The organism is Streptomyces sp. Z423-1, from assembly GCF_013009255.1.
In the GTDB taxonomy this organism is placed as follows: domain Bacteria; phylum Actinomycetota; class Actinomycetes; order Streptomycetales; family Streptomycetaceae; genus Streptomyces; species Streptomyces gossypiisoli.
This window is the reverse complement of sequence record NZ_CP053109.1, coordinates 8,445,180-8,469,046: the sequence shown is the minus strand read 5'-3', so window position 1 is coordinate 8,469,046 and position 23,867 is coordinate 8,445,180. Positions and strand designations below refer to the sequence as shown.

General features: G+C 71.0%; 16 protein-coding genes and 2 pseudogenes. 9 read left to right on the top strand and 9 right to left on the bottom strand.

Translation table 11 applies throughout. From position 1 onward, the window contains the following. The first annotated feature begins 104 nt into the window (after window positions 1-104). Window positions 105-2,909: a beta-L-arabinofuranosidase domain-containing protein gene (locus tag HJD23_RS38610; RefSeq protein WP_171107641.1), complete on the top strand. Its 2,805-nt coding sequence runs from the start codon at window positions 105-107 to the stop codon at window positions 2,907-2,909. A 57-nt stretch (window positions 2,910-2,966) separates the two neighbouring features. On the opposite strand, the gene HJD23_RS38605 is transcribed toward HJD23_RS38610, so the two are convergent. Next, on the bottom strand, window positions 2,967-3,713 hold the full coding sequence (locus HJD23_RS38605; RefSeq protein WP_171107639.1) for a LysR family substrate-binding domain-containing protein: 747 nt from the start codon (window positions 3,711-3,713) through the stop codon (window positions 2,967-2,969). 88 nt (window positions 3,714-3,801) lie between these two features. Here HJD23_RS38605 and HJD23_RS38600 point away from each other — a divergent pair, with 88 nt between their 5' ends. From HJD23_RS38600 to HJD23_RS38585, 4 genes are all read left to right on the top strand, one after another. Next, window positions 3,802-4,182, top strand: a complete 381-nt coding sequence (locus HJD23_RS38600) for a DUF5997 family protein (protein ID WP_171107637.1) — start codon at window positions 3,802-3,804, stop codon at window positions 4,180-4,182. A gap of 355 nt (window positions 4,183-4,537) precedes the next feature. Then, entirely contained in the window at window positions 4,538-5,863 is a 1,326-nt protein-coding gene (locus tag HJD23_RS38595) for a cytochrome P450 (protein WP_240980913.1), read from the top strand. Further along, the gene (locus HJD23_RS38590) at window positions 5,844-6,899 is read left to right on the top strand and encodes a (-)-alpha-amorphene synthase (RefSeq protein WP_240980912.1); all 1,056 of its coding nucleotides are present in this window, start codon (window positions 5,844-5,846) and stop codon (window positions 6,897-6,899) included. Before HJD23_RS38595 ends, HJD23_RS38590 begins: the two co-directional genes overlap by 20 nt. A gap of 191 nt (window positions 6,900-7,090) precedes the next feature. Continuing rightward, window positions 7,091-9,991 (top strand): ATP-binding protein, encoded by a 2,901-nt coding sequence (locus HJD23_RS38585; protein ID WP_240980911.1) that lies wholly within the window; start codon window positions 7,091-7,093, stop codon window positions 9,989-9,991. 30 nt (window positions 9,992-10,021) lie between these two features. Here the strand turns inward: HJD23_RS38585 and HJD23_RS38580 are convergent, their stop codons facing one another. Continuing rightward, entirely contained in the window at window positions 10,022-11,437 is a 1,416-nt protein-coding gene (locus tag HJD23_RS38580; RefSeq protein ID WP_240980910.1) for a serine/threonine-protein kinase, read from the bottom strand. A 207-nt stretch (window positions 11,438-11,644) separates the two neighbouring features. Between HJD23_RS38580 and HJD23_RS38575 the strand changes: the two genes are divergently transcribed. Genes HJD23_RS38575 through HJD23_RS38565 form a run of 3 tightly spaced genes read left to right on the top strand, consistent with a single transcriptional unit; the run spans window position 11,645 to window position 14,084 of the window. Continuing rightward, window positions 11,645-13,255, top strand: coding sequence for a flavin monoamine oxidase family protein (locus tag HJD23_RS38575; RefSeq protein WP_171107633.1), 1,611 nt, complete (start codon window positions 11,645-11,647; stop codon window positions 13,253-13,255). Further along, a complete protein-coding gene (locus HJD23_RS38570) occupies window positions 13,252-13,899 on the top strand; it encodes a Rid family hydrolase (protein WP_171107631.1) in 648 nt (215 codons plus the stop codon). The genes HJD23_RS38575 and HJD23_RS38570 overlap by 4 nt, the downstream gene beginning before the upstream one ends. Next, window positions 13,896-14,084, top strand: coding sequence for a hypothetical protein (locus tag HJD23_RS38565; protein WP_171134122.1), 189 nt, complete (start codon window positions 13,896-13,898; stop codon window positions 14,082-14,084). Before HJD23_RS38570 ends, HJD23_RS38565 begins: the two co-directional genes overlap by 4 nt. Before the next feature lie 23 nt (window positions 14,085-14,107). On the opposite strand, the gene HJD23_RS38560 is transcribed toward HJD23_RS38565, so the two are convergent. Next, window positions 14,108-15,097, bottom strand: a complete 990-nt coding sequence (locus HJD23_RS38560) for a pirin family protein (RefSeq protein ID WP_171107628.1) — start codon at window positions 15,095-15,097, stop codon at window positions 14,108-14,110. Window positions 15,098-15,128: 31 nt separating this feature from the next. Further along, on the bottom strand, window positions 15,129-15,599 hold the full coding sequence (locus tag HJD23_RS38555) for a MarR family transcriptional regulator (protein ID WP_171107626.1): 471 nt from the start codon (window positions 15,597-15,599) through the stop codon (window positions 15,129-15,131). A 467-nt stretch (window positions 15,600-16,066) separates the two neighbouring features. On the opposite strand from HJD23_RS38555, the gene HJD23_RS38550 reads away from it, so the two are divergent. Continuing rightward, on the top strand, window positions 16,067-16,723 hold the full coding sequence (locus HJD23_RS38550) for a maleylpyruvate isomerase N-terminal domain-containing protein (RefSeq protein ID WP_171107624.1): 657 nt from the start codon (window positions 16,067-16,069) through the stop codon (window positions 16,721-16,723). A 242-nt stretch (window positions 16,724-16,965) separates the two neighbouring features. Here HJD23_RS38550 and HJD23_RS38545 read toward each other — a convergent pair whose 3' ends face one another. From HJD23_RS38545 to HJD23_RS38530, 5 genes and pseudogenes are all read right to left on the bottom strand, one after another. After that, window positions 16,966-17,685 carry a FadR/GntR family transcriptional regulator gene (locus HJD23_RS38545; RefSeq protein ID WP_171107623.1) on the bottom strand — a complete coding sequence of 240 codons (720 nt, stop codon included), beginning with the start codon at window positions 17,683-17,685 and terminating at the stop codon, window positions 16,966-16,968. Next, window positions 17,676-18,526 (bottom strand): annotated as a pseudogene (locus HJD23_RS38540) (aldo/keto reductase); the annotation flags it as partial. The pseudogene HJD23_RS38540 and the gene HJD23_RS38545, both read right to left, overlap by 10 nt. A 50-nt stretch (window positions 18,527-18,576) precedes the next feature. Next, window positions 18,577-19,119, bottom strand: a pseudogene (locus HJD23_RS44425) (sugar kinase); the annotation flags it as partial. Between the two features lie 68 nt (window positions 19,120-19,187). Then, window positions 19,188-20,171: an alpha/beta fold hydrolase gene (locus tag HJD23_RS38535; RefSeq protein ID WP_171107621.1), complete on the bottom strand. Its 984-nt coding sequence runs from the start codon at window positions 20,169-20,171 to the stop codon at window positions 19,188-19,190. Window positions 20,172-20,248: 77 nt separating this feature from the next. Beyond that, window positions 20,249-23,059 (bottom strand): glycoside hydrolase family 3 protein, encoded by a 2,811-nt coding sequence (locus HJD23_RS38530; RefSeq protein WP_240981014.1) that lies wholly within the window; start codon window positions 23,057-23,059, stop codon window positions 20,249-20,251. Window positions 23,060-23,867: the final 808 nt, after the last annotated feature.

Genomic DNA, 23,867 nt, shown 5'->3' with positions numbered 1-23,867 from the left:
GAACCATTGACGCCCACCCGACCCACCTCTACGGTCTGGCCGATCACCCGCACAGCGTTCGATATCCCGGACATGCCGAATCCCAGTGGATCGTGGAGGAGCACATGGCACCGCCCCTCTCCCGAAGGACCCTCCTGCAGACGGCGATCGCCGCAACGGCCGTACCCGGACTCGCCATGACAGCGTCAGGGCGGGCCTCGGCGGCGACGCTGCCGCCACCCGCGTCCTGGACCCTGCGGCCGTTCCACCTCAAGGACGTGGCACTCGGGGACGGAATCTTCGCCGCCAAACGGCAGTTGATGCTCGATCACGCCCGGGGCTACGACGTGAACCGCCTGTTGCAGGTGTTCCGCGCCAACGCGGGCCTCTCCACGGGCGGCGCGGTCGCCCCCGGCGGCTGGGAGGGGCTGGACGGCGAGGCCAACGGCAATCTGCGCGGCCACTACACCGGCCACTTCCTCACCATGCTCTCCCAGGCCTACGCCGGCACCGGCGAACAGGTGTACACGGACCGCATCCGCACCATGGTGGGCGCCCTCGTCGAGGTGCGCGAGGCGCTGCGCCGTGACCCGGCCGTGCTGAGCGTGACCGGCAGGTTCGGCTCGGCCGCGGAGAACGTCCGGGGTTCCTATCAGTACGTCGATCTGCCCGACGGCGTCCTCGGCGGCACCTCCGCGATCACCCTCTCGGCGTGGGTCAAGCCCACCCACGAGAGCACCTGGGCCCGCGTCTTCGACTTCGGCGACAACACGACCCGGTACATGTACCTGACCGCCCGCAACGCCACCGGCGTGCCCCGCTTCGCCCTCACCACCAACGGCCCCGGCGCCGAACAGGGCCTCAACGGCACCGCCGCCCTGCCGCTGAACCAGTGGAGCCACCTCGCGGTCACCCTCGCGAACGGCACGGGCACGCTGTACGTCAACGGCACGGCGGTGGCCCGCAATGCGGGCATGACCCTGACGCCCGCCGCCCTCGGAGCCCCGGCGAACAGCTGGCTCGGGCGCTCCAACTTCCCCGCCGACCCGGCCTTCGCGGGCGCCTTCGAGGAGTTCAACGTCTGGTCGCGCGCCCTGACCGCCGACGAGATCACCGCCCTGCAGAGCAGCCGCGCCGCCGACTCCCCGGCCGGACGGGGCGACCTGGCGTCGTACGCCTTCGACGAGACGTCGGGCTCCACCTTCGCGGACGCCTCCGGCCGCGACCTCACCGCCACCCTGCGCCGCACCTGGGGCGCGCCCAGCCACCCCGGGTTCCTCGCGGCGTACCCGGAGACGCAGTTCATCCAGCTGGAGTCGATGACCAGCGGCGACTACACGCGCGTCTGGGCGCCGTACTACACCGCGCACAAGATCCTGCGCGGTCTGCTGGACGCCTACCTCGCCACCGACGACGAGCGGGCGCTCGACCTCGCGTCCGGCATGTGCGACTGGATGTACTCGCGGCTGTCGAAGCTGCCCGATGCCACCCTGCAGCGCATGTGGGGGATCTTCTCCAGCGGCGAGTTCGGCGGCATCGTCGAGGCGATCGTCGATCTGCACGCCCTCACCGGGAAGGCCGAACACCTGGCGCTGGCCCGCCTGTTCGACCTGGACCGGCTCATCGACGCCTGCGCCGCCGACACCGACATCCTCGACGGACTGCACGCCAACCAGCACATCCCGATCTTCACCGGATACGTCCGGCTGTACGACGCGACGGGCGAGCAGCGCTACCTCACCGCCGCGCGCAACTTCTGGGACATGGTCGTACCGCACCGCATGTACGGCATCGGCGGCACCAGCACGAGCGAGTTCTGGCGGGCGCGGGACGTCATCGCGGGGACGATCAGCGCCGCCACCGCCGAGACGTGCTGCGCTTACAACATGCTCAAGCTCAGCCGCACGCTGTTCTTCCACGAGCAGCGCCCGGCGTACATGGACTACTACGAGCGGGCCCTCTACAACCAGGTCCTCGGCTCCAAGCAGGACAAGCCGGACGCCGAGAAGCCGCTCGTGACGTACTTCATCGGGCTGACGCCCGGTCATGTCCGGGACTACACGCCCAAGCAGGGCACCACCTGCTGCGAGGGCACGGGCATGGAGAGCGCCACCAAGTACCAGGACTCGGTGTACTTCCAGCAGGCCGACGGCAGCGCCCTGTACGTCAACCTCTACAGCCCGTCGACCCTGGACTGGGCCGAGAAGGGCGTCACCCTCACGCAGACCACCGACTTCCCCCGCGAGCAGGGGAGCACGCTCACCGTCCGGGGCCGCCGCACCCGCTTCGCCCTGCGGCTGCGCGTACCGGCCTGGGCGACGGCCGGTTTCCGGGTGACCGTCAACGGCCGTACGGTCGGCGGGACCGCGCAGCCCGGCAGTTACTTCACCGTGTCCCGGACCTGGCGGGACGGCGATGTGGTGCGGATCGCGATGCCCTTCCGGCTCCGGGTCGAGCAGGCGCTCGACGACCCTTCCCTCCAGACCCTCTTCTACGGCCCGGTCAACCTGGTCGGCCGCAACTCGGCGACCGGCTACCTTGAGTTCGGGCTGTACCGCAACGCCGCCCTCTCCGGCGACCTGCTGCCCACCCTCACCCCGGTGCCGGGCAAGCCGCTCCACTACACCCTCGACGGCACGGCATTCGCCCCGTTCTTCGAGGGCACGGAGGATCCGACGCACGCCTACTTCCGGCGCGCGGAACCCCGCGTGGTCTTCGGCAACCGGGACTCCAGGGTCGCCAACCCCGCCAAGGCCGACGGCACCACCCTGCTCGACGAGGTGTGGGCCGGGGCACCGTTCGACAGCAAGGGCGCGCTGGTCGCGCGGGTGCGGTCGACGGTGGACGCGTGGGTGGCGGCGGGGCTGCTCGCGCGGGCCGACGGTGACACGGTGGTACGTACGGCGGGCCAGGCGTCGTACGTCCGCTGAGGCGCGCGACTCGGCCCTGTCGCGTCGCCGGGCGGGCCGGAATGTGACGGCAGGGGCCTAGGAACGGCGGCGGGGCTTGCCACGGCGGCCGCCCTTGGCGGTGCCGGACCGTGGGCTTTGCCTCGCCGCCGGCTTCCGGCGGGCGGCGGGCTCGGCTCGGCGCTTCTCCTTCGGCTGGGCGGCCTGCGCCTGGGTGCGGCCGCGGGTGCTGTTGACCGTCCGGCCGCGCACGATGCCGATGAAGTCCTCGACCAGGTCGGTGTGCGCGTCCTCGGGCCAGGACAGGGCCACGCTCGACTGGGGCGCGTCGACGAGCGGCCGGTAGGTGAGGTCCCTGCGGTGGTGCAGCCGGGCCAGGGACTGGGGGACGGCGAGGACGCCGATGCCCGCGGCGACGAGTTCGACGGCGTCGGCGGTGGTGGCGGGGCGTTCGAAGGCGGGCTCCCCGGGAAGCTGCTCCCAGCCGAGGACGTCGTCGAGGGGGTGGAGGACGACCTCGTCGGCGAGGTCGCCGACCGTCACCTCGTCCGCCGCCGTGATCAGGTGGTCCTTGGGGACCACGACGACCGTCGCCTCGGTGTAGAGGGGGATCGCGCTGAAGACCGTACGGTCCACGGGCAGCCGTACGATCCCCGCATCCGCACCGCCGTCGCGCAACACATCGGATGCCTCGGCGGCCGTCACGGAGACGAGGGTGAGGGGGACGTCGGGCAGGCGCTCGTTCCAGATCCGCACCCACTTGCCGGGTGTCGCCCCAGGGACGTACGCGAGCCGGAACGTGGGGGGTGCTTCCGAGCCTGTCACCCCGCCAGGTTACCGGCTGTGGTCGGATGTCTCGCGTTCGGATGTCTCGCGTTCGGACGTCTCGTATCCGGCGGATAGTCTGGAGTGCATGAAGTCGCACCAGACCACCCAGACGATGAAGCCCGCGACAGCGGCGAAGAAGCTGGGTGTGTACCTGCCCGCCACCCCCACCGAGTTCCAGGAGGGCGTCGTCTCGCGCGCCGAGCTGAACGAGCTCCAGGCCAACCCGCCCGAGTGGCTGCGGGAGCTGCGACGCAACGGTCCGCACCCGCGCCCGGTGGTCGCGGCGAAGCTGGGCGTCTCCATCGCGGGTCTGGCGCGCGGCGGGGTGACCGAGCCGCTCACCACCGAGCAGATCGAGACGCTGAAGCAGGAGCGTCCCGAGTGGCTGGAGAAGGAGCAGGCCACGCAGGTCGAGGTGCGCAAGGAAGCGGCCCGGCTGAAGCAGAAGAAGGCCGAGCGTTCGTGAGGTTCCTGCGGTTTCTGAGGTCTCTGTGAATTACTGAGGTTTGTTGCACGCCCGGCGGCAGGACGGTCTTCCTGCCGAAGTCAATAGTCGTGCTGTGCAGGCCCTATCAACCACCGCTCACCGATGCTTCTTTGTGCTCCCGTGCGCCCCCGAGAAAAGAGGATTTGAGGGGCCGACCGCGGGTTTAACTGGGCAGAACAATGACTCAAGCGCACGGCCGGTGAGCAGTCACCGGCTTTCCATGTGTCGGCTGAGGTGAGGGGTATTGATGAGTGGTGCTGTGACCGAACCGACCAGAGTATCGACCGTGGGTACTGCGCCGGGCATATTCCCGTCCCTCAGCCATGCTATCGCCTTGTTCCGGCACCCGCTGGACTTTCTGAATTCCCTCCCCGCACAAGGGGATCTGGTCGAGTTACGCCTGGGCCCGCAGCGCGCCTGGATGATCTGCGATCCGCGGCTGGTCCATCGGATGCTCATGGACCCGCACACCTTCGACAAGGGCGGCACGCAGTACGACCGGCTCGGCGCGCTGATGGGCAACGGCATCGTCACCTGCCCGCAGTCCGAACACCGCCGCCAACGCATGCTCCTGCAACCCGGCTTCCACCCGTCCCGCATCGCCGCGTACACCGGGCTGATGGCCGAGGAGGCCAAGGCGCTGTGCCGTGAGTGGCGGGCGGGCGAGCAGGTCGACGTCACCGGGGCGATGATGGCGCTGACGACGAGGGTGACCAGCCGGGTGCTGTTCTCCGGCTCGCTGGACGCCGAGCGGGCGGCCCTCGTGCGTGAGAGCCTCGCCACGGTCGTGCGGGGCCTGTTCGCCCGTACGGTCGTGCCGGTCGAGGCCGTCTTCCGCATACCCACGCCCGCGAACCGGCGCTACCAAGACGCGCTGCACCGCCTGCACGCGCTGGTCGACGCGATCATCGCGGAGCGCCGGGCAGCCCCTCCGCGCGAGGATCTCCTGGGCACGCTGCTCGCGGCGCGCGACGGGGAGGGCGCGGGGGGCGGTGAGGCGGACGGCGACGTGGACGGCAACACCGGGGAACCGCGAGGGATCACCGACCGGGAGATCCACGACCAGCTCATCACGCTCCTGCTCACCGGTGTGGAGACCACGGCGATGTGCCTGGCCTCGGCGTTCAGCCTGCTGGCGGTGAACCCGGAGGCGGAGCGCGCACTGCACCGCGAGGTCGACGCGGTACTCCCCCATGGACGCCCGCCGGGCCACGAGGAGTTGGGGCGCCTGGAGTACACCCGGTGCGTGGTCACCGAGACGCTGCGCGTGTCTCCGCCCGGCTGGCTGTTCACCCGGATCACCACGCGTGAGACGGAGCTCGGCGGGCATCGGCTGCCGCGGGGGGCGATGATCCTGTACAGCCCCTATCTCCTGCACCACGACCCCGCGTCTTTCCCCGACCCCGAGCGCTTTCTTCCCGAACGCTGGCTTCCGGAACGGGAGACGGTCGTACGGAAGGGCGCGATGCTGCCTTTCGCCGCGGGGAACCGCAAATGCATCGGCGACAGATTCGCCGTGGCGGAGGCGATGGTGGGGGTCGCGACGGTTGCCGCTCACTGGCGTCTGCGGCCGGTGTCGGGGCATGACGGACAGCCGCGTCCGGCGGCGACATTGGGGCCGAGGGCGCTGGTGATGCGCTGTGAGCCGCGTCAGGCATGAGAGCTCTTCCGAACGGCAGGTGACAACGATGCCCACGGTGCATCAGGAAATCCCGACCGCATCGCACAGCGGACTGCCCGGAGGCACCCTCAAGGAACTCATAGACGCTTCCCTCTACATGCCCTTCCCGTTTCTCAGCAATCCGCATGAGTCCGAAGTCGCGGCAGGCGTCGACGCGTGGTTGCGCGCCTGGGGATTGACAGACGACCCCGCCGTGGCGGACATGATTGTCCGTACTCGGCCCGCGCAGCTCGCGTCCTACAACAGCCCGACGGTGAACCGGGACATTCTGCAGATCGTGGCCAATCAGATCGCCTATCAATTCGTCTTCGACGACCGCGCGGAAGAAGTCGGCCGCCGGTGGCCGGGCCGGCTGCTGCCCATGTTGTGCGAGAGCATCGGAATTCTGCGCGACGGCCAGCCGCCCAGCACTCCCCTCGGCGCCGCGCTGACCGACCTCTGCCGCCAGGTCCAGGAGCGGTGCACGCCCGCGCAGGCGGCGCGATGGAGCTGGCGGAGCCGCGAGTACGTACACGGTCTGCTGTACGAATCGGTGGCCCAGACGCACTCTGTCCCTATATCGACCGGAGTGTGCACGACCATACGTTCGCTCACCGCAGGCGTCGAACCCTTCTACCCGCTGTACGAGGCGGCGCAGTCCCGCGAGGTGGCCGCCGAGGAGTTCTACCACCCCGTCATGGAACGTCTGAGGCGGCTGTCGGTCGACTCGGCCGTATGGACGGCCGACCTCTTCTCCGCGGTGAAGGAACAACGGGCGGGCGGAATGATCAATCTGGCCCTGGCCCACCAGCGCGCGCGACAGTGCTCCCTGCCGGTCGCGGTGAGACTGGCCATCCGGCAGATCAACGACACGATCCGCGAGTTCGAGAAGCTCTACGACGACATCGAACCGGAGTTGAGCCCTGCCGGCGTCGGCTATGTGGAGGGCATGGTCGGCTGGATCCGCGGCTGCTACTACTGGTCCCGCACAGTGCCGCGCTACGCGGACGCGACCGTGGCGCCCGTCCGCCCGTAAGACCCGAACGCATGACGCCAACGATCGAAGAGCTGTACCCGAAGAACAGACAATCAAACCACGCCGTCGGATGATTCATCCTTCCCTGTCATCCTCATTCCTCAATTTGGCCACGGAGCGTCCACCAGGGCGTACTCTCAGCGCTGTCCTCCGAGGATCAATGACAGGAAGCGGTAGCGCACATGGCGCAAATGTCGCGACAACCGATCACGGAGCCCAAGTCGTTGTTCGAGCGCGACCGGGAACTTCAGGGGCTTGAGGCCGCATTGTCGGAACTCCGTGGCGCCGCCGACGGTACGCCGCGCGTGGGTCAGGGCAGGCTGCTCGCCTTCACCGGCCCGGCGGGCATGGGCAAGACGAGGCTTCTCGCGGAGGCACGCGCCCAGGCCGCCGCACATGGGTTCACCGTGTTCTCGGGCCGGGGTGGCGAAAACGAACAGGAGCTGGCGTTCCACGTGGTGCGCCAGCTCGTTCAACCGGCCCTGGCGGCCATGGAGCAGCAACAACTGCGTACCTTCCTCGGAAGCTGGTACGACATCGTCGCCGTGGCACTCGGACTGGAAGCGACGGACACCGGCCAGATGCCGGACCCGACCGGGGTGCGTGACGGAATCGACTGGGTCATGACGCGCCTGACGGTGATGAAGGCGCCCGTTGTTCTGCTCCTGGACGACCTGCACTGGGCCGACGTCGAGTCGCTGGGCTGGCTCGCCTCCTTCGCGGCGCGGGCCGAAGGCCTTCCACTGCTCATCGTCGTTGCCTACCGGCCGAACGAATTGCCGCCCGAGGCGGCCCCCTTCCGTGCGCTCGTGACAGGTCAGGGGACTCGCCCCTACTCCCTGGCACCGCTCAGCCGGGGCGCCGTGGCGCGGATCGTCCGAGAGGAAGTGGGTGAGGCGGCCGACGACGAGTTCTGCAAGGAATGCTGGGAAGTCACCAACGGAACTCCGTTCGAGACCGTCGAACTCGCCATCAGGCTCGGGGAGCGCAAGCTCAAGGGCGCGCCGCGCGACGTGCCGGCGATGCGGAACCTCGCGACGGCGGTCAAAGGGCCGGGCCTCATCGAGTGCCTCGGGCGGCTCAGCACCAGCACCGTCCACTTCGCGGAGGCGGGAGCCGTGCTGGGTGCCCCGTTCCGACCGGACATCGCCGCCACCATCGCGTGCATCGGCAGTGAGCAGGCCGCCGAGGCGACCGAGCAGTTGCGCGCGGCTCGCATCCTGGCCGAGGGGCACGGGCCGGGGGGCGGTCTGGAGTTCGTGCACCCGCTGATCGCCGCCACGATCTACCGCTCGATCCGCACTCCGTTCCGGGTCGGCATGCACAATGCGGCGGCCGTGGCCGTCCGCGCGGCGGGACTCGGCCCGACGGCCGCCGCCCGGCACCTGCTGGAGGTGCCCTGCGAAGGCAACGCCGAGGCGGTTGCCTGCCTCTGGGAGGCCGCCCGCGAATACCTACGCGCCGGTGCCCCGGAAGCCGCCCGCCGACTGCTCGCCCGAGCGCTGCAGGAGCCGCCGCTTCCGGAAGACCGTGCCGCACTCCTCCATGATCTCGCCTGCTCCACCTTCCTGATCGAGCCCACGGCCACGGTCAGCCATCTTCGGGAGGCGCTCGCCGAGCCGGGAATCCACCCCGACCTGCGTGCCTCCATCGTCTACCGGCTGACCCAGGCGCTGGCCCACACGGATCAGATGGCGGAGGCCGCGGCCGTGGCCGAACAGGAGGCGCGCCAGGCCACCAACGCGCGGGTCAGGCTGCGCATGCAGGCCGATCACTTCGTCTGGAGCATGTTCCGCGCCGACGAGCCCGACTCCCCCGCCCGCTCCCGCAGGATGGCACGGCTCGCCGAGCGACTGACCGGCCGGGGCCTGGAGGAGCGTTACATCCTGGGGCTCCGGGGCTGGGACGCCCTGGTCCGCGGCGAGCCCCGGCACACCGCTCTCACCTGCGCCGAGGAAGCCCTGCGCGGCGGCATGAGCTGGACCGAGGAGAACCGGGGCTTCGAGGTTCCTGTCTCCGTCGCCCTGGTGTTCATGTACGGCGACCAGCCGGGCCGTGCCGAAGAGCTGTTCACCAAGGGCATGGCCGAGTGCGCGCGCAAGGGTTGGCGCGGCTCGCATCTGGCCGTCGGCCAGACCCTCTTCGGCTACATCCGCTACCGCCGGGGACTGCTGACCGAGGCGGAACACTGGGCACGGGAGGGCCTGCGCACGGCCGAGCGGGTGGAGGGCGCCGTACCCGCCCAATGGTTCGCCATCGGCATCCTCATCCAGACCCTGCTGGCCCGCGGCCGCACCGCGGGCGCCCGTGAGCTCGCCGACGCGTACCACTACGGCGATGCCGTCCCGAACGCCGTCATCTACCCGGACCCCCGCACGGTCTACTCCGAACTGCTCCTCGCCGAGGGCCGGCACGCCGAGGCCGAGCAGCGGCTGACCGCCGTCGGCGACCGGCTGGAGGCGCGGGCCTGGCGCAACCCCGCCTGGTGCCCGTGGCAGCTGAACCTGGCGTACGCCCTCGCGCCGTCCGAGCCGGACCGGGCGGTCCGGCTCGCGCGGGACGCCGTCAAGCGGGCCCGTGACTTCGGCGCGGCCTCCGCGATCGGCCAGGCGCTGCACACCGAGGCCGAGGTGACCGGCGGGACGGCCGCACTGGACCTGTACGCCGAGGCCGTCACCGAACTGCAGCGCTCGCCCGCGGCGTACGAACTGGCCCGTGCGCTCGTCGGTCACGGCGCCGCGCTGTCCCGCAACGGCCGGGTCCCGGAGGCCGCCGACCGGCTCTACCAGGGTCTGGAAGGCGCCGTGCACTGCGGTGCGGAGGCCCTGGCGGCGCGGGCCCGGGACGAGCTCTCGGCCGCCGGTCTGCGCCCCCTGCCCCTGCGCTACGCCCAGACGGACACCCTCACGGCCCAGGAACGCCGAGCCGCCGAACTGACCGCGCTGGGCAAGCCGGTGGCGGTCGTGGCGAAGGAACTGCGGCTCACCGAGCAGGGGGTGCGGCAGTTGCTGTCCCTGGTGTATCGCAAGGTGGGTACGGATGCGGCGGGGCTGGCGCGGGCGTTGGAGACGTTTCCGCGGCCTCGGCCGTGACCTCGGGGCCCGGCTGATTGCCCGCGGCCCTTACGTACCGCGCGTACAGCGGCCCGTAGGGGCCGTCGCCGGTGGGCGGCACTGGAGGGCGAAGTCGGCCGGGCTGGCGCTCAGGTAGCGGCCCATACAGGCGTTCGGCGTCGTACGCCCGCGCTCGGCGCAGAAGGTCAGTGCCGCGCGGCCGTCGGCGAACGGGCCCGGGGCGTAGATCACCCAGTAGCCGGGGCGGAGCGAGGCGTAGTCGTCGCTGCGGAGGACTACGGCCTCGGGGACGGACTCGCGGATCCGGGCGAGGCGCTGGTCGCGGGTCGCGGTGCCCGCGGAGAGCGGCTCGGAGTGGAGCTGGGCGATCCAGCCGCCGGTCCCGGTCGGGGTGGGCGTCGGCGCCGAGGGAGTGTTCGTCGCTGAGCCGCCTTCCGCTACGACCGTCTGTTTGCCGTCCTTCTTCCCGTCGTCCGGCGTGAACAGGGTGAGCGCGAGTGCGGTGACCGCGCCGCCGGCCAGCAGGGCGGTGACGGCGACGAGGAGCGGTTTGCGACCACGGAGCCGACGGCCCGGACGCGGTGTGTCCAACTGCGTCGGTGTCGGGGTTGGAGGCGGCATCGGTGTCGCCGTCGGCGTCGGCTGGACCCGTTGCGGCGTGGTGCCCGACTCGACCTGCGCCAGCAGCGCGTCCAGTTGCCCGGCGCCGGGGCGTGCCGCCGGGTCGCGTACGAGGAGGGACTGCAGGACGGGGCCGAGTGGGCCGGAGCGGACGGGCGGGGGCACCGGGTCGTCGAGGACCGCGGCCAGCGTGGCGAGGGTCGTCTCCCGGCGCAGGGGGCTGACGCCTTCCACGCAGACGTACAGGACGAGGCCGAGGGACCACAGGTCGGCCGCCGGGTCGTCGCCGTGGCCGCGGACGCGCTCGGGCGCCATGTACTCGGGGGAGCCCACGAGTTCACCGGTGACCGTCAGCGCGGTCGCGCCCTGGAGGGCGGCGATGCCGAAGTCGGTGAGGACGGCGGTGCCGTCGGGGCGGAGCAGGACGTTGGCGGGCTTGACGTCCCGGTGCTGGATCCCGGCCGCGTGCGCGGCGCGCAGCCCGGAGAGCACCTGGCGGCCGATGCGAGCCGCCTCCAGCGGGCTCAGCGGACCGTCGGTCAGGCGTTGTTGGAGCGAGACGCCCGGCACCAGCTCCATCACGATCCACGGATGGGGATCAGCCTCGATGATCTGATGGACCGTCACCACGTACGGATTGCTGAGCCGGGCCAGCGCCCTGGCCTCCCGCATGACCCGTTCCCGTACGGCCTCGGAGGCCTCGGCGTCCGGACGTACCGCCTTGAGGGCGACCTCGCGGTGCAGCACGGTGTCCCGGGCCCGCCAGACCGTGCCCATCCCCCCGCTGCCGAGCCGCTCCAGCAACTCGAAGCGTCCGTCGATCATGTCCCCCGGTGCGTTCACGTGCCCCAGGTTAAGGCAGGAGCCACGCCACGGCGGACGTGGGCGGGACGCGCACGCTCATGGCACGGATACGTCATTGGCATGGCGTCGTAACACTCCTGACGGAGGCTCGTGTGGCACCTCCGGTCTCAGCAACTCGCCCCCCCCCCACGTGACCGGGTTGATCGGACGTCGCGTCCGGGTCGCGGGCGCGGTGAGGAGGAGTGAATGGCTTCGGAGAGATCCACGGGATCCCGGCGGGACTTCCTGCGGTCCGTCGGGGTCGCGGGCGGCGCGGGAGTGCTCTACTCGGCGATGGGCGCACTGGGCCTCGCGCCGGTGCCGGAGGTACGGGCCGACGGGTACCGGGCGCCGGGCAAGAGCGACTTCACACTCAGCGGGCGCAGGGCCAAGAAGGTCCTGGTGCTCGGCGGCGGCATCGCCGGCCTGGCCACCGCGTACGAACTCGGCAAGGCGGGCTACGACTGCCGGATCCTGGAGGCGAAGGACCGGCCCGGCGGCCGCAACTGGACCGTGCGCGGCGGCACGTCCCTGACCGATCTGGACGGCCGGAAACAGACCGCGTCGTTCTCCAAGGGCCAGTACATGAACGCGGGGCCCGCCCGGCTGCCCCAGTCGCACATCACGCTCGAGTACTGCCGTGAACTCGGCGTTCCCGTCGAGGTCTTCACCAACCAGAACGCCAACGCGTACATCCACCACGAGAGCAGCGCCGCCCTCGCGGGGCAGCCGATCCGCTGGCGCACCGCCAAGGCCGACGTCTACGGCTACGTCTCCGAACTGCTCGCCAAGGCCACCGACCAAGGCGCCCTGGACGCCGAACTCACCCCCGCCGACAAGGAAAGGCTCATCGCCTTCCTGCAGAACTTCGGCGCCATCAAGGGCAAGGCGGACGGCTACGCGTACACGGGCACCGACCGGCGCGGTTACTCCGTGGAGCCGGGCGCCGCCTTCGAGGCGGGCACGGTGCTGGGGCCGGTGCCCTCGCTGTCGGACGTCATGGCGAGCGGCGTCGGGCAGCGGTTCTCCTTCGAGTTCGGCTACGACCAGGCCATGCTGATGTTCCAGCCGGTCGGCGGCATGGACGCCATCCCGAACGCCCTGGCCGGGGCCATAGGGCGGGACCGGATCACGTACGGTGCCGAGGTGCTGGAGGTCAGGAACCTGGCGGACGGCGCCGACGTCACCTACCGGGACGCCCACGGCCGCACCCGTACCCGGCACGCCGACTTCGTCGTCGCCGCCGTACCTCCCATGGTCATGGCCCGCATCAAGCACAACCTCGGCGCGGACGTCACCGCCGCGCTGAAGTACCCGGTCGCGACACCCGTCGGCAAGATCGGGCTGGAGTACCGCAGCCGCTGGTGGGAGACAGACGAGCACATCTACGGCGGGATCACGCCCACCGACACCGACCTGGCCACCATCTGGTACCCGTCCTACGGCTACTTCGGCCGCCGCGGCACCCTCATCGGCTATTACAACTTCGGCGCCAACGCCCTCGCGTACAGCGCGCTGCCGCACAAGGAGCGCCTCGCGCGGGCGGTGAGCCGTGGTGTGCGCATCCACGGCGAGAAGTACCGCACCGAACTCGACCACTCCTTCAGCGTGGCCTGGCATCGCACCCCGTACATCGAGGGCGGCTGGGTGGGCTGGCCCTCGCAGGACGGCCCCGAGTACCGGCTCCTCAACCGGCCCGCAGGACATGTGTACTTCGCCGGGGACTGGCTCAGCCACGTCATCGCCTGGCAGCACGGCGCGTTCAGCTCGGCCCGCAAGGTCGTGACCGACATCCACGAGAGGGTGATGGCCGCATGAACCGGCGTACGAAGGCTGTCATCGGTACGGCCCTGACCGCCTCGCTGCTCACGGGTGGTACCGCGCTCGCCGACGCCCGGGGCTGGTGGCCCGGCCCGAAGGAGGTCCGCGTCATGCTGCCCGACGGCCAGTCCAACCCGGCCATCGCGAACGGCGTGGCGACGGGCGGAGCGGTGGCCGTGTACCAGAGCAGTGGTCTCGGGCCCTCCGCGCTCAACCCCACGGCGCCGCCGGGGACTCCGGAGTACTACACCGACCCGTCCCTCACCGACGGCGCCCAAGGAGTCACGATCACCGAGGCGCAGGCGCTCGTCGTGCTGCGCAACATCAAGACGAATCTGGAGGCCGCGGGGCTCACCCCGGCCGACGTCATCACGATGAAGTGCTACCTGATGAAGCCGCCCGACGCCGAGAGCGCCGACTACGCGGGGTGGAACCGGGCGTACAGGCAGTATTTCGCCAACATCGACCTGACAACCCGCCAGGTGGTGCCGGTACCGATGGGCACTGCGGCACCCAAGGCGCCGCTGCTCGCCAACAAGGCCCGTCCGGCACGCGCCACGATGGAGGTCGCCTCACTGGCCGTCAAGGGCTGGCTGGTGGAGGTCGAGGTCACCGCGGCGTACCGGAATCGCCAGTCGTGAACATCGGCCGAGATACGTCGGGGCGGGGTCCGCAAGCGGGCGCCGCCCCCGTACGTTGCCACGTCGACGCGTTCGAGGACATGGCCGCGGCCGTGCGCAGCGATGCCGCCTCGGCAGTGGACTGGCTGGAGGTCAGCCGCCATATGCGGCGCGAGGGGTGCTGCGATCCGGAGAGCGGGGGCTGAGGGCAGGGGCGGCGCCCCGGAACTCAGTGGCTCCGGGGGTTCCTGCGCGGCCGGATGACGGCGTTGGGCAGGTTCGGTGCGGGGAGGCGGTCGCCCGGGTAGCCCTCGACCCCACCGAAGCGGTCGGAGGACGCCTCCCAGTCCTCGCGGGCACGGACGATGTCCTCGTGGGTGCGGCCGACGAAGTTCCACCACATGACGATCTCCTCGTCGAACGGGGGACCGCCGAGCAGGATCGTCCGCGCCGGACCGTCCGACTCGTTCACCAGTGTCAGGGCCTCGATGCCGGGGTGGACGTAGCCCAGTTCGGCCGGGCGCAGCAGCGTGTCGGCCAGGCGTACGTCCCCGCTGTCGATGAGGAGGCCGTGCTCGAAGTCGGCGTCCACGGCCAGGGTGATCGCCGTGTGCGGTGCGAGGGTGATCTCGGCGCCGAGCAAGGGCGAGAAGGTCCGCACCGGGGAGGTGTCTCCGGCGAGTGAGCCGAGGAAGACCCTGATCTCGGCGCCGTCGATCCGCACGGGTTCGGGCGCGTAGTGCTGGAAGTCGCGTGCGGTGTTCCGGTGGTCTCCCGGCAGCGCCACCCACAGCTGGACGCCGTGGAGGACGGTGGCGCGCGGAGTGGAGACCTCCGAGTGAGCGATGCCGTAACCGCCGGTCATCAGATTCAGCTCGCCGGGCCGGACGAGGGCATGGCTGCCGAGGCTGTCGCGGTGCTCGATCTCCCCGCTGAACAGCCAGCTCACCGTCTGCAGCCCGGTGTGCGGGTGCGGGGGAACGTCCATGCCGTCCGTCAGGGAGACGTCGTCCGGGCCGTAGTGGTCCGCGAAGCACCAGGCGCCGATCAGCGTCCGGGCACGCTGTGGCAGCGTCCGCCGTACGGACATCGCCCGCGGCCCGCCCAGGGGCACCTCCCGCGCGGAGATCACGTCGACTCGCGGCACCCTGGCCGGCCGCGTGTCGTCGACCAGCGCCCCGCACCTCACTGCCGACGGCTCGGATTCCACGTTGCTCACTGAGACCACCTCTCGCCCACCCTGCTTGTCCTTACGCCGGATCCTCGTCCAAGTGCTCGACCACGCGATCGGCGATGCGGGCCAGCGTGCGCAACTCCGCCGGAGTGACATGGTCGAGGAACAGCGAACGCACCGCCTCGACATGGAGCGGAGCGGCTGCCGCGATCGCCACGCGCCCCTCCTCCGTGATCACGACGAACGCGCCACGGCCGTCCTCGGGGCACTCCTCACGTGCCACCAGCCCGCGCTTCGCCATGCGGGCGATGTGATGGGACATCCGGCTCTTCTCCCACTCCGCCGAGCGGGCCAGATCCAGAAACCGCTGCCGGCCGTCCGCAGCGTCGGTCAGATTGACCAGCACCGCGTAGTCCGCCGCCGACAGCTTCGACTCCGCCTGGAGCAGGCGCGACAGCCGACCGCCGAGCCGCTCGTGCAGCCGTACAAAGCTCCGCCACGCGTGCTGCTCCTCCGCGGTCAACCACCGCACCGCTTCTTCCGCCATGCAGAAAGTGTAGCGGTGGTTGACGTTTCACCTAGCTCTTACGTTTCACCTAGCTCGCGGAGGCCGGAACCGTCGACTCAGCCACCTTGATCTTCGACCGCAGCCTCTTCAGGTCGTCGCAGGGCACGGACCGGAAGCGCACCCGCCCACCCGTTGACATATCAACCGCAGCGAGGGAGGGTCCTCACTCCGTAGACACCGTGCTGATGCCGTGACTTCGCCCCCTCCGGCGGTTGATGAAGGCGGTGAGCTTCTGCTTCGGCTGGGCGAGGCGGACGACTTCGCGCCGGGGGCGATCAAGACGATCGGCCTGCTGGAGGTAGCCGGTCGTGGTGAACGTGGTACTGCTCGCCCTGACCGTGTTCCTGGCCTGGGGCCGCTTCGGGCCGCACGCCTTCTGAGGCGCGGACGCCCGTTCGCGAGGAATGCGCTTGTACGCCACTCGGGCACCGCACTACCGTCCCGATGTGGATCTCTTCTCACGCTCCTGGGCGGCACTGCGCACGGCGGTCGCCGAGCTCGCGGACGAGGACTTCGCTCAGCCGTCCGGCTGTAGCGGGTGGCTGGTGCGGGACCTGGTGTGCCATCTGGTCATCGACGCCCAGGACGTCCTGATCACCCTCGCGACGCCCGTCGACACGGAACCGACCCGCGACGCGGTGACCTACTGGGAGGTCACCGACACACCGCCGACCGGCGACGACCCACTCGACGCGTTGATCGTCCGGCTGGCGGCCGCTTACCAGGAGCCCTGGCTGCTCAAGTTCCACCTCGACGACGTCGGCTCCGCCGCCGGCCGCGCCGCCGAACTCGCCGACCCTGGCCTCCGGGTCGGCACCCGCGACCAGGTCCTCACCGCGGGCGACTACCTCTCCGCATACGTCCTGGAGTGGACGCTGCATCACCTCGACCTGGCCGCGCACCTACCGTATGTCGCGGAACCGCCCGCGGAGGGGCTCGCCCGGACCCGCGAGATGCTGGAGGAGATCGTCGGGAGGGCGTTCCCCGCGTCGTTCTCCGACAAGGACGCGCTGCTGGTCGGCACGGGACGCCGTACCCCGACCGACGCGGAGAGGGCCCAACTGGGCGAGCTGGCCACGGAACTCCCGCTCGTCCTCGGGTGATCGTCCGGCCGAACGGGTCCTGCCCAAGCCAGGAAGCTCAACCGCACCTGCCGGTTCGGGTTGTCGCGGTTGGTGTCCGCCAACCTCCACCCAGCGTCGCGAGCCCACCCACGCGGTGCGCGATGACCGGGGTCTTGAGCAGGTTCGGTGCAGTCGCTGCTGCGGCATCGCGCGTACATCGCCCCTGCTCTCGGACTCGCTGGCTGACCTCGGGCGGCCGCCGGCCCGCCGGGCCCCACCCGTCACTCCTGGGCTGTCATGCCCCACGGGAGGGCTTGTCCCGAACGCAGGTGGCCTCTCAGCCACAGCTCGGTGTTGCTCACATGCAGCAGCGCGGCGGCCTGGCTGAGGGAAGCGTCGCGGACGGACAGTGCGCGGAAGATCGCCTCGTGCTCGGCGACGGTCCGGCCCGCGGCCTTGTTGTCGACCAGACCGCGCCAGATTCGGGCGCGCAGGGTACGGCCGGAGATCCCTTCGAGGACGGTGAGGAGGGTTTCGTTGCCGGTGGCCGAGACGACGGCGCGGTGGAAGGCGGCGTCGTGCGCGTTGAGCCGCTCCACGTCGTCACGAGCCTCGCGCATGGCCTCCAGGTGCCGCTCGACTTCGGCCAGCTGCTCGTCGGAGATCCGGGTGGCGGCCAGCGCGGTGGCGGCCGGTTCGAGGAGCCGCCGTACCTCCATGAGGTCCTGCAGGGCCGAGTCGCCCTGCAGGAGTTCCACCGCGCCGCCGAGACCCTCCAGGAGCAGGCTCGGCTGCAGGCTGGTCACGTAGGTGCCGTCGCCCCGCCGGACCTCCAGGACCCGCGCGACGGCCAGTGCCTTGACCGCTTCCCGGGCGAGGTTGCGGGACAGGCCCAGCTGGGCTGCCAGGTCCGGCTCCGGCGGTAGCTTCGAGCCCGGAGGCAGCGCTCCGCTGCGGATCAGCTCCCGGATCTGAGCTATGGCCTTGTCCGTCAGAGACACCGCGCACTCCTTCCGGGCCCGTTCACCGCGGGCACGTCCGACCTGACGAGTCCCCGGGCGCGGAGGTCGTTCCAGAGACCTTCGGGGATGTGCTGACGTTGGAGTCCCACATTCCGTGCGACCTGTTCCGCAGTGCACATACCGAGGGTGACGTTGATGATACTGGGACGGCTGCACGGAAAGGCGACCGCTGCCGCGGGCAACGTCGTGCCGTGCGCCGCGCAGACCTCGGCGATCGCCCGGGCGCGGGTCACCAGGGCCGGGGGAACCTCCTGATAGTCGTACCTCACGCCCTCGGCGGCGGGCAGGACGTCGTCCGGCGCCGACTGGTCGAGGAGGGTGTAGCGCCCGGTCTGCATCACCGCGTCGGCGGCGGTCTCGCGCAGGAGGCGGGCGAGCATGGCCGACTGGTTCGTGCCGGCGCCGATCGCGCCGATCAGCCCTTGGGCGCGCGGCTCCGCCAGGGTCGGCATGGCCTCCTCGGCGGCCTGCCTCCAGTGGTCGTCGGGATCGTGCAGGTGGACGATGTCCAGGCGGTCCAGTCCCGTACGATCCAGCGTGTCCTCGATGGACTGCAGGACCCCGTCCCGGCTGAAGTCCCACTGCCTGCGCAGGTCGTCGCGCACGACGAAGCCCTCGTCGTCGGTGCCCCGCGGGTACTCGTCGGGGTCGAGCGGACGGCCGACCTTGGAGGAGATGACGCAGGTGTCACGCGGTCGATCACGCGAGCCGCGCCCAGGCGCCGCTCGGAGACGCCGAGGCCGTAGAGCGCTGCCGTGTCGAAGTACCGGATGCCCGCCGCGCATGCCGCCTCGACCGCGACCTGCGCACCGTGCGCCGGGGAACTGTTCTCCTTGAGAAGCGGGGACGGCGTGACCGCCCATGGGCCCGTCACCTTCTGACGGCGGCCGAGCCGCCTTGCCATGAGTGCCTCGACCTCGGCGAGCGAGGCCATGGGCACGTCGCCGGGGGTGGTCATGGTGAGGGCGCCGTGCGCGGTCCCGTGGGCCAGGGCACGGCTCGGTCCGGCGATGTCGAGGTTCGCCGCGGGCCTGGCACCGCCCGCCGATCCGCCCTCTTCACCACCGACGGTCAGCAGTCCGTAGATCAGGCCGGCCGTGAAGCTGTCACCCGAGTCGATGCGGTCCAGGATGTGCAAGCCGGACATCTCCGGGCCACGGACGCACCCGGTACGGTTCCGACCAGGCGGCCGAGTACCAGTCGTTGACCCCGGCGGAGGGCACCTCGCGCAAGGTCGTGGGGAGCACCTCGGCCTGGGGCAGGAGCCCGGCCACTTCGACGAGAGCGTCCTGCACCTCGTCCGCCTCGATGCGTACCCCCTGGGTACGGGCCTGCCAGCCCCGGGGCGCCCACCACGACGTCGGCATGCCGGGCGAGCCGCAGGTCGACCTCGCGCGCCCGGTCCGCGCCGCCCCAGCAGCCGCTCGTGATCGGGCGGGACGGTCGTTCCGCGAACGGAGACGGGTAGCTGCGGTGCAAGGTCACTGCTCGGGTGCGAGCCCGCGCTCGCGGAGCCAGGCCAGTTGGACGGGTGGGTTGGAGCCGTACCCTCCACCGTGGTCGGCGAACGGCCAGACGGTCATGGAGCGGTCTGGGCCCGCGTAGTGGTTGAAGGCCGCGTAGACGGTGGAGGGCGGGCAGACGGGGTCCATCAGGCCGACGCTGAACAGGGCGGGAGCAGTGGCCCTCTGGGCGAAGTGGATGCCGTCGAAGTAGGCGAGGGTGGCGAAGGCGTCCGTGACGCGGTGGCGGCTGTGCCAGCGCAGGTACGCGGCGATCTCCTGGTACGGCCCGTCCCCGGTGGTCTCGGCGGCCCGGCGGTAGTGGCACAGGAAGGGGACGTCCGGCAGGACGGCCGCCACCCGGTCCGGCGCCAGCCCTGCGACGGCGAGGCAGAGGCCGCCGCCCTGGCTCGCGCCGGTGACGATCACGCGGTCGGGGTCGAGGCCGGGCAGCTCGGCCACCGCGTCCACGGCGCGGACGCAATCGGTCATCAGCCGACGGTAGTAGTAGTGGTGGGGCGAGTCGATACCGCGGGTCATGAAGCCTGCGGCCCACTGCGTTCCGTGGCCCTCGCCGCGGTCGGGGGTGTCGTGGCCCTGGCCTCGGGTGTCGACGACGAGCTGTGCGTAGCCTGCGGCCGACCAGAGCAGGTGGTCGGTGGGCAGGCCCCGGCCGCCGCTGTAGCCGATGTAGGTGACAACGACCGGCAGCGGCCCCTCCGCGCCGCGTGGCCTGATCAGCCAGGCGGCCACCGGCTCACCCTGCCAGCCGGGGAAGCGCACGTCGTCCGCCTCGACGGTGCGCAGCAGGTACCGGTCCGTCACCGGTTCGGCTTTGACGGCCTGGCCGTGGCGACGCGCCTCGGCGAGGGTTCGCGTCCAGAAGGCGTCGAAGTCCTCCGGGGCTCGGCAGTCCGGGTGGTAGCGGACGAGTTCGTCGAGTGGCATGTCTGTCAGCGGCATGACGTTCCTCGGGTGTCGGAAACGGGGCGGCCCGCCGCCCTCACAGGCGGGCCGCCGGTTTCAGTGGACCGCCGGTCTCAGTCCTCCGTGGGGCGGGCCGAGGCGAAGCGGAAGGCGGCGGCGCGGACGTCGCCGTGCAGGGTGAGCCGCAGGTCGTGGACGCCGTCCAGGGCATCGGGGAGCGTGCCGCCGACGGTCGTCCAGGCATGGCGGTCACCGGTGGGCGGGACCGCGATCCGCACCAGGAGGCGGTCGTCGACGTGGAACTCCAGCGCCGCAGCGTCCGGTTCGTCGCCGGTGCGGGAGACTTCGGCCTCCACTCGGACGGCTCCCGTCAGGTCGACGGTGCGGAAGAGCAGGGTAGCCGGGTGCGCCGGGTCGGCGGGGGTGACGGCGTCGCCGGTGGTGCGGGTGGCGTCAGTGAGGGTGAGGTCCGCGTGGTCGTCGAAGTCGACGGTCAGGGTTCGCCGGTCGACGACGACGCGGGGCTGGGGGGCGGCTCCGGTGACGGTGAGCCGCGCAGTACGGACCAGGTGCTCGGCGGAGCGCGCGAGCAGGATCTCGTAGTCGCCGGGGTCGACGGTGAAGGCTCCGGTGGTGACGTCCCAGTGGGCGAGCCGTTCGGCGGGGAGCCGGAAGGTGAGCTCCGTGCTCTCGCCCGGGTCGAGCCGGACCTTGCGGAAGTCGGCGAGCCGCAGCCGGGGCGCCTGATAGCGGGCGTCCACAGGCCGGACGTAGAGCTGGACGGTCTCACTCCCGGACCGCGCGCCGGTGTTGGCGAGCGTCACTGTGACGTCCACCGAGCCGTCCTGGGCCATGGAGTCCGCGGAGAGCCGCAGGTCGCGGTGGACGAAGTCGGTGTACGACAGACCGTGACCGAACGGGTAGAGCGGCGCGGCGCGGTGGTACTGGTAGGTCCAGCCGGCCTTGATGACGTCGTAGTCGAGCGGGTGCGGCAGCTCGTCGTCGCCGCGGTACCAGGTCTGCGGCAGCCGCCCAGCCGGGTCGGCCTCGCCGAGCAGCACGGCGGCCAGCGCGCGGCCGGTCTCCTGCCCGCCGTGCGAGGTCCACAGCAGCGCGGGCAGATGGGCGTCGGCCCAGTCGACGGCGTACGGGTAACTGCTCATGACGACGAGCGCGGTTTCCGGGCGGACCGCGGCGACTGCGCGCAGCAGCGCTTCCTGGGACTCGGGCAGGGCGATTCCGGTACGGTCCTCGGTCTCGCGGCCGTTGATCATCGGGTGGTTGCCGAGGACGACGATCGCGATGTCGGCCGACTCCGCGGCGGCGCGGGCCTGAGCCGTGCCGTCGCTCAGCAGTTCGCGCTGCCACCGCTCGGCGGCCCCGGGCGTGCCGGCGGTGACCCTCACCCGGCCGTCCACCGGATCGACGGCGGCATAGCGGCCGGTGAGGACGCTGCGCAGCAGGACGGCGCCGTCCTCGGTCTCCTCCAGGCGGAAGGTCTGGTGCACCTCCCAGCTCTTGAGGATCTCCCGGTCGGCGGCGAGGGAGGCGTCGTCCCGCAGGCCGAGATAGCGGCCGGTGTCTGCGGAACGCAGCGTCAGCAGGCCGCCGCCCCAGTCCAGGACGTCGAACCCACTCTTGCCGAGCAGCTCGCCGGTGCTGTGGGAGCGCAGCGCGATCCGGTCGGCGCCCTCTGCGGTGACGACCTCGCCGCCGTGCTCGCCGAGCGCGGCGGCCAGGCCTGCGGCCACGGTGATCCGGTAGGGCATGGTGCCGCTGTACCAGTCCTCGCACAGCGTGTCGGCGAACGGGCCCACCACGGCCACCCGCGGAGCGCGGCTCGCATCGAGCGGCAGCGTCCCGTCGTTCTTGAGCAGTACGACGGATTCGGTGGCGGCGCGCAGTGCGAGGGCGCGGTGCTCGCGGCAGTCGATCACCTCGGGGCCGATGCCGGCGTACGGGTCGAGGTCGGGGTCGAACTCGCCGAGCCGGAACCGAAGCGCCAGCTGCCGCCGCACCGCGCGGTCGATGTCGGCCTCGTCGATCAGGCCGCGTTCCAGGGCCTCACGGAGCCGGCCGACGGGGGTCGCGCTGTCCTCGCCGTGATCGGTGAAGCTGTCGATCCCGGCCCGCAGCGCGGCGGCGTGGGATTCGGCGTGGTCGTCGAAGTAATGCTCCAGGTCGACCAGATTGGACGGCGCCTCGGCATCGCTGACCACGAAGAGCTCGTTGCCCGTGGGCTCCGCCCAGCGCCGCAGCTCCGCCTCGATCAGCGGAGTGACGTGGCAGGGGCGCCCGTTCACCAGGTTGTAGGCGGCCATCGCGCCGGTGGCAGCACCCGAGGCGACCACCGGCCGGAAGGCGGCCAGGTCGAACTCGTGCAGTACGCGGGGGCGCAGGCCGGACGAGGTGGTGCAGCGGTCGTCCTCGTTGTTGTAGGCGAGGAAGTGCTTGAGCACCGGGGCGGCGCGCAAGAACTCCGGGTGGTCCCCGGCCAGGCCGCGGCAGTACGCCTCGGCGAGCCGCGCGGTGTGCATCGGGTCCTCGGAGTAACCCTCCTCGTTGCGCCCCCAGCGCGGGTCGCGCAGCAGGTTCACCACCGGGGCCCAGGCCTGTAGTGAGTTGGGTCCTCGCTCGGCGGCCGTGCCGATGGCCGGCGGACGATGGCGGTGGAAGGCCCGCAGTTCAGTGGAGACGGCTTCGCCGACGGTCCGCACGAGATTCTCGTCCCATGTGGCGCCCAGCCCCACGGCCTGCGGAAAGACGGTGGCCTGCCCCAGCCAGGCGACGCCGTGGAGGGCTTCGGTCCCGGTTCGGAACGGGGCCAGGCCGAGACGCGGGACGGCCGGCGCGTACTGGTGGAGCATCGCCAGCCGCTCATCGACAGTGAGTCGGCCGAGGAGGTCCTCGACCCGGTCGGGCATCGCGAGCGCGGGATCGCGGAACGGCAACCCGGCTTCGGGCAAGGGGGCTTCGGGCAAGGCGGCTTCGGGCACGGACGGGCTGTTCACGTGGGAACCCCTTGGATGATGAGCGAGGACTCGGAAACGCGTGGCGGCAGCACAGTTGTCGAAGCGCTTCGAAAGTGACATGGAGCCAGCCGGGCTGTCAATCGGCTGGTGATCATTTCGCCGACTCTCAGCACGCCAAACTGTCGTAATACCGGATAACTTTGATGACCGAGTAGGTCATCACCTGGTGTGGCGCAGCAGAAGGAGAGTTGTGTCCGACCACTTGTCGGGTGTGAAACCCGAAGGTTAGCGTTAACGCTCGTCGAAGCGCATCGATTGGCCCTGAGCGGCCTTCCGTCCGCCTCCGCGTGCCCCACCGTGCCTCCTCCTCCGCTCCGCTCAAGAGGCGCGGAGGCTGTCTCCCTGTCAGAGCTCTCCGCGTGACAGAAGGGCCACTGATCGCCATGAGTACCCCTGTGGACCGCAGATCCGCCCTGCGCACCGCCGTCGGCGACCAGAAGACGGGCACGAACACGAAGGCAGGCCTGAAGGCCGCGCTGCCCGCCCATGTGCTGAGGCCGCCGGTCAAGCCGGACATCGCCCCGGTTGCGGCCAGCGACGGCGCGGTGACCGATCACGGGTTCCCGCGCTACCCGTCCGAGCGGTCGCCACGGGCTCCGGCACACCGGGCAAGGGCGGCAAGTACACCGCGGTCACCCCGCTGTGGGGCACTGCGCCGAAGCCCGGCAACTCCTTCTACGAGGCGATGAACAAGACCCTG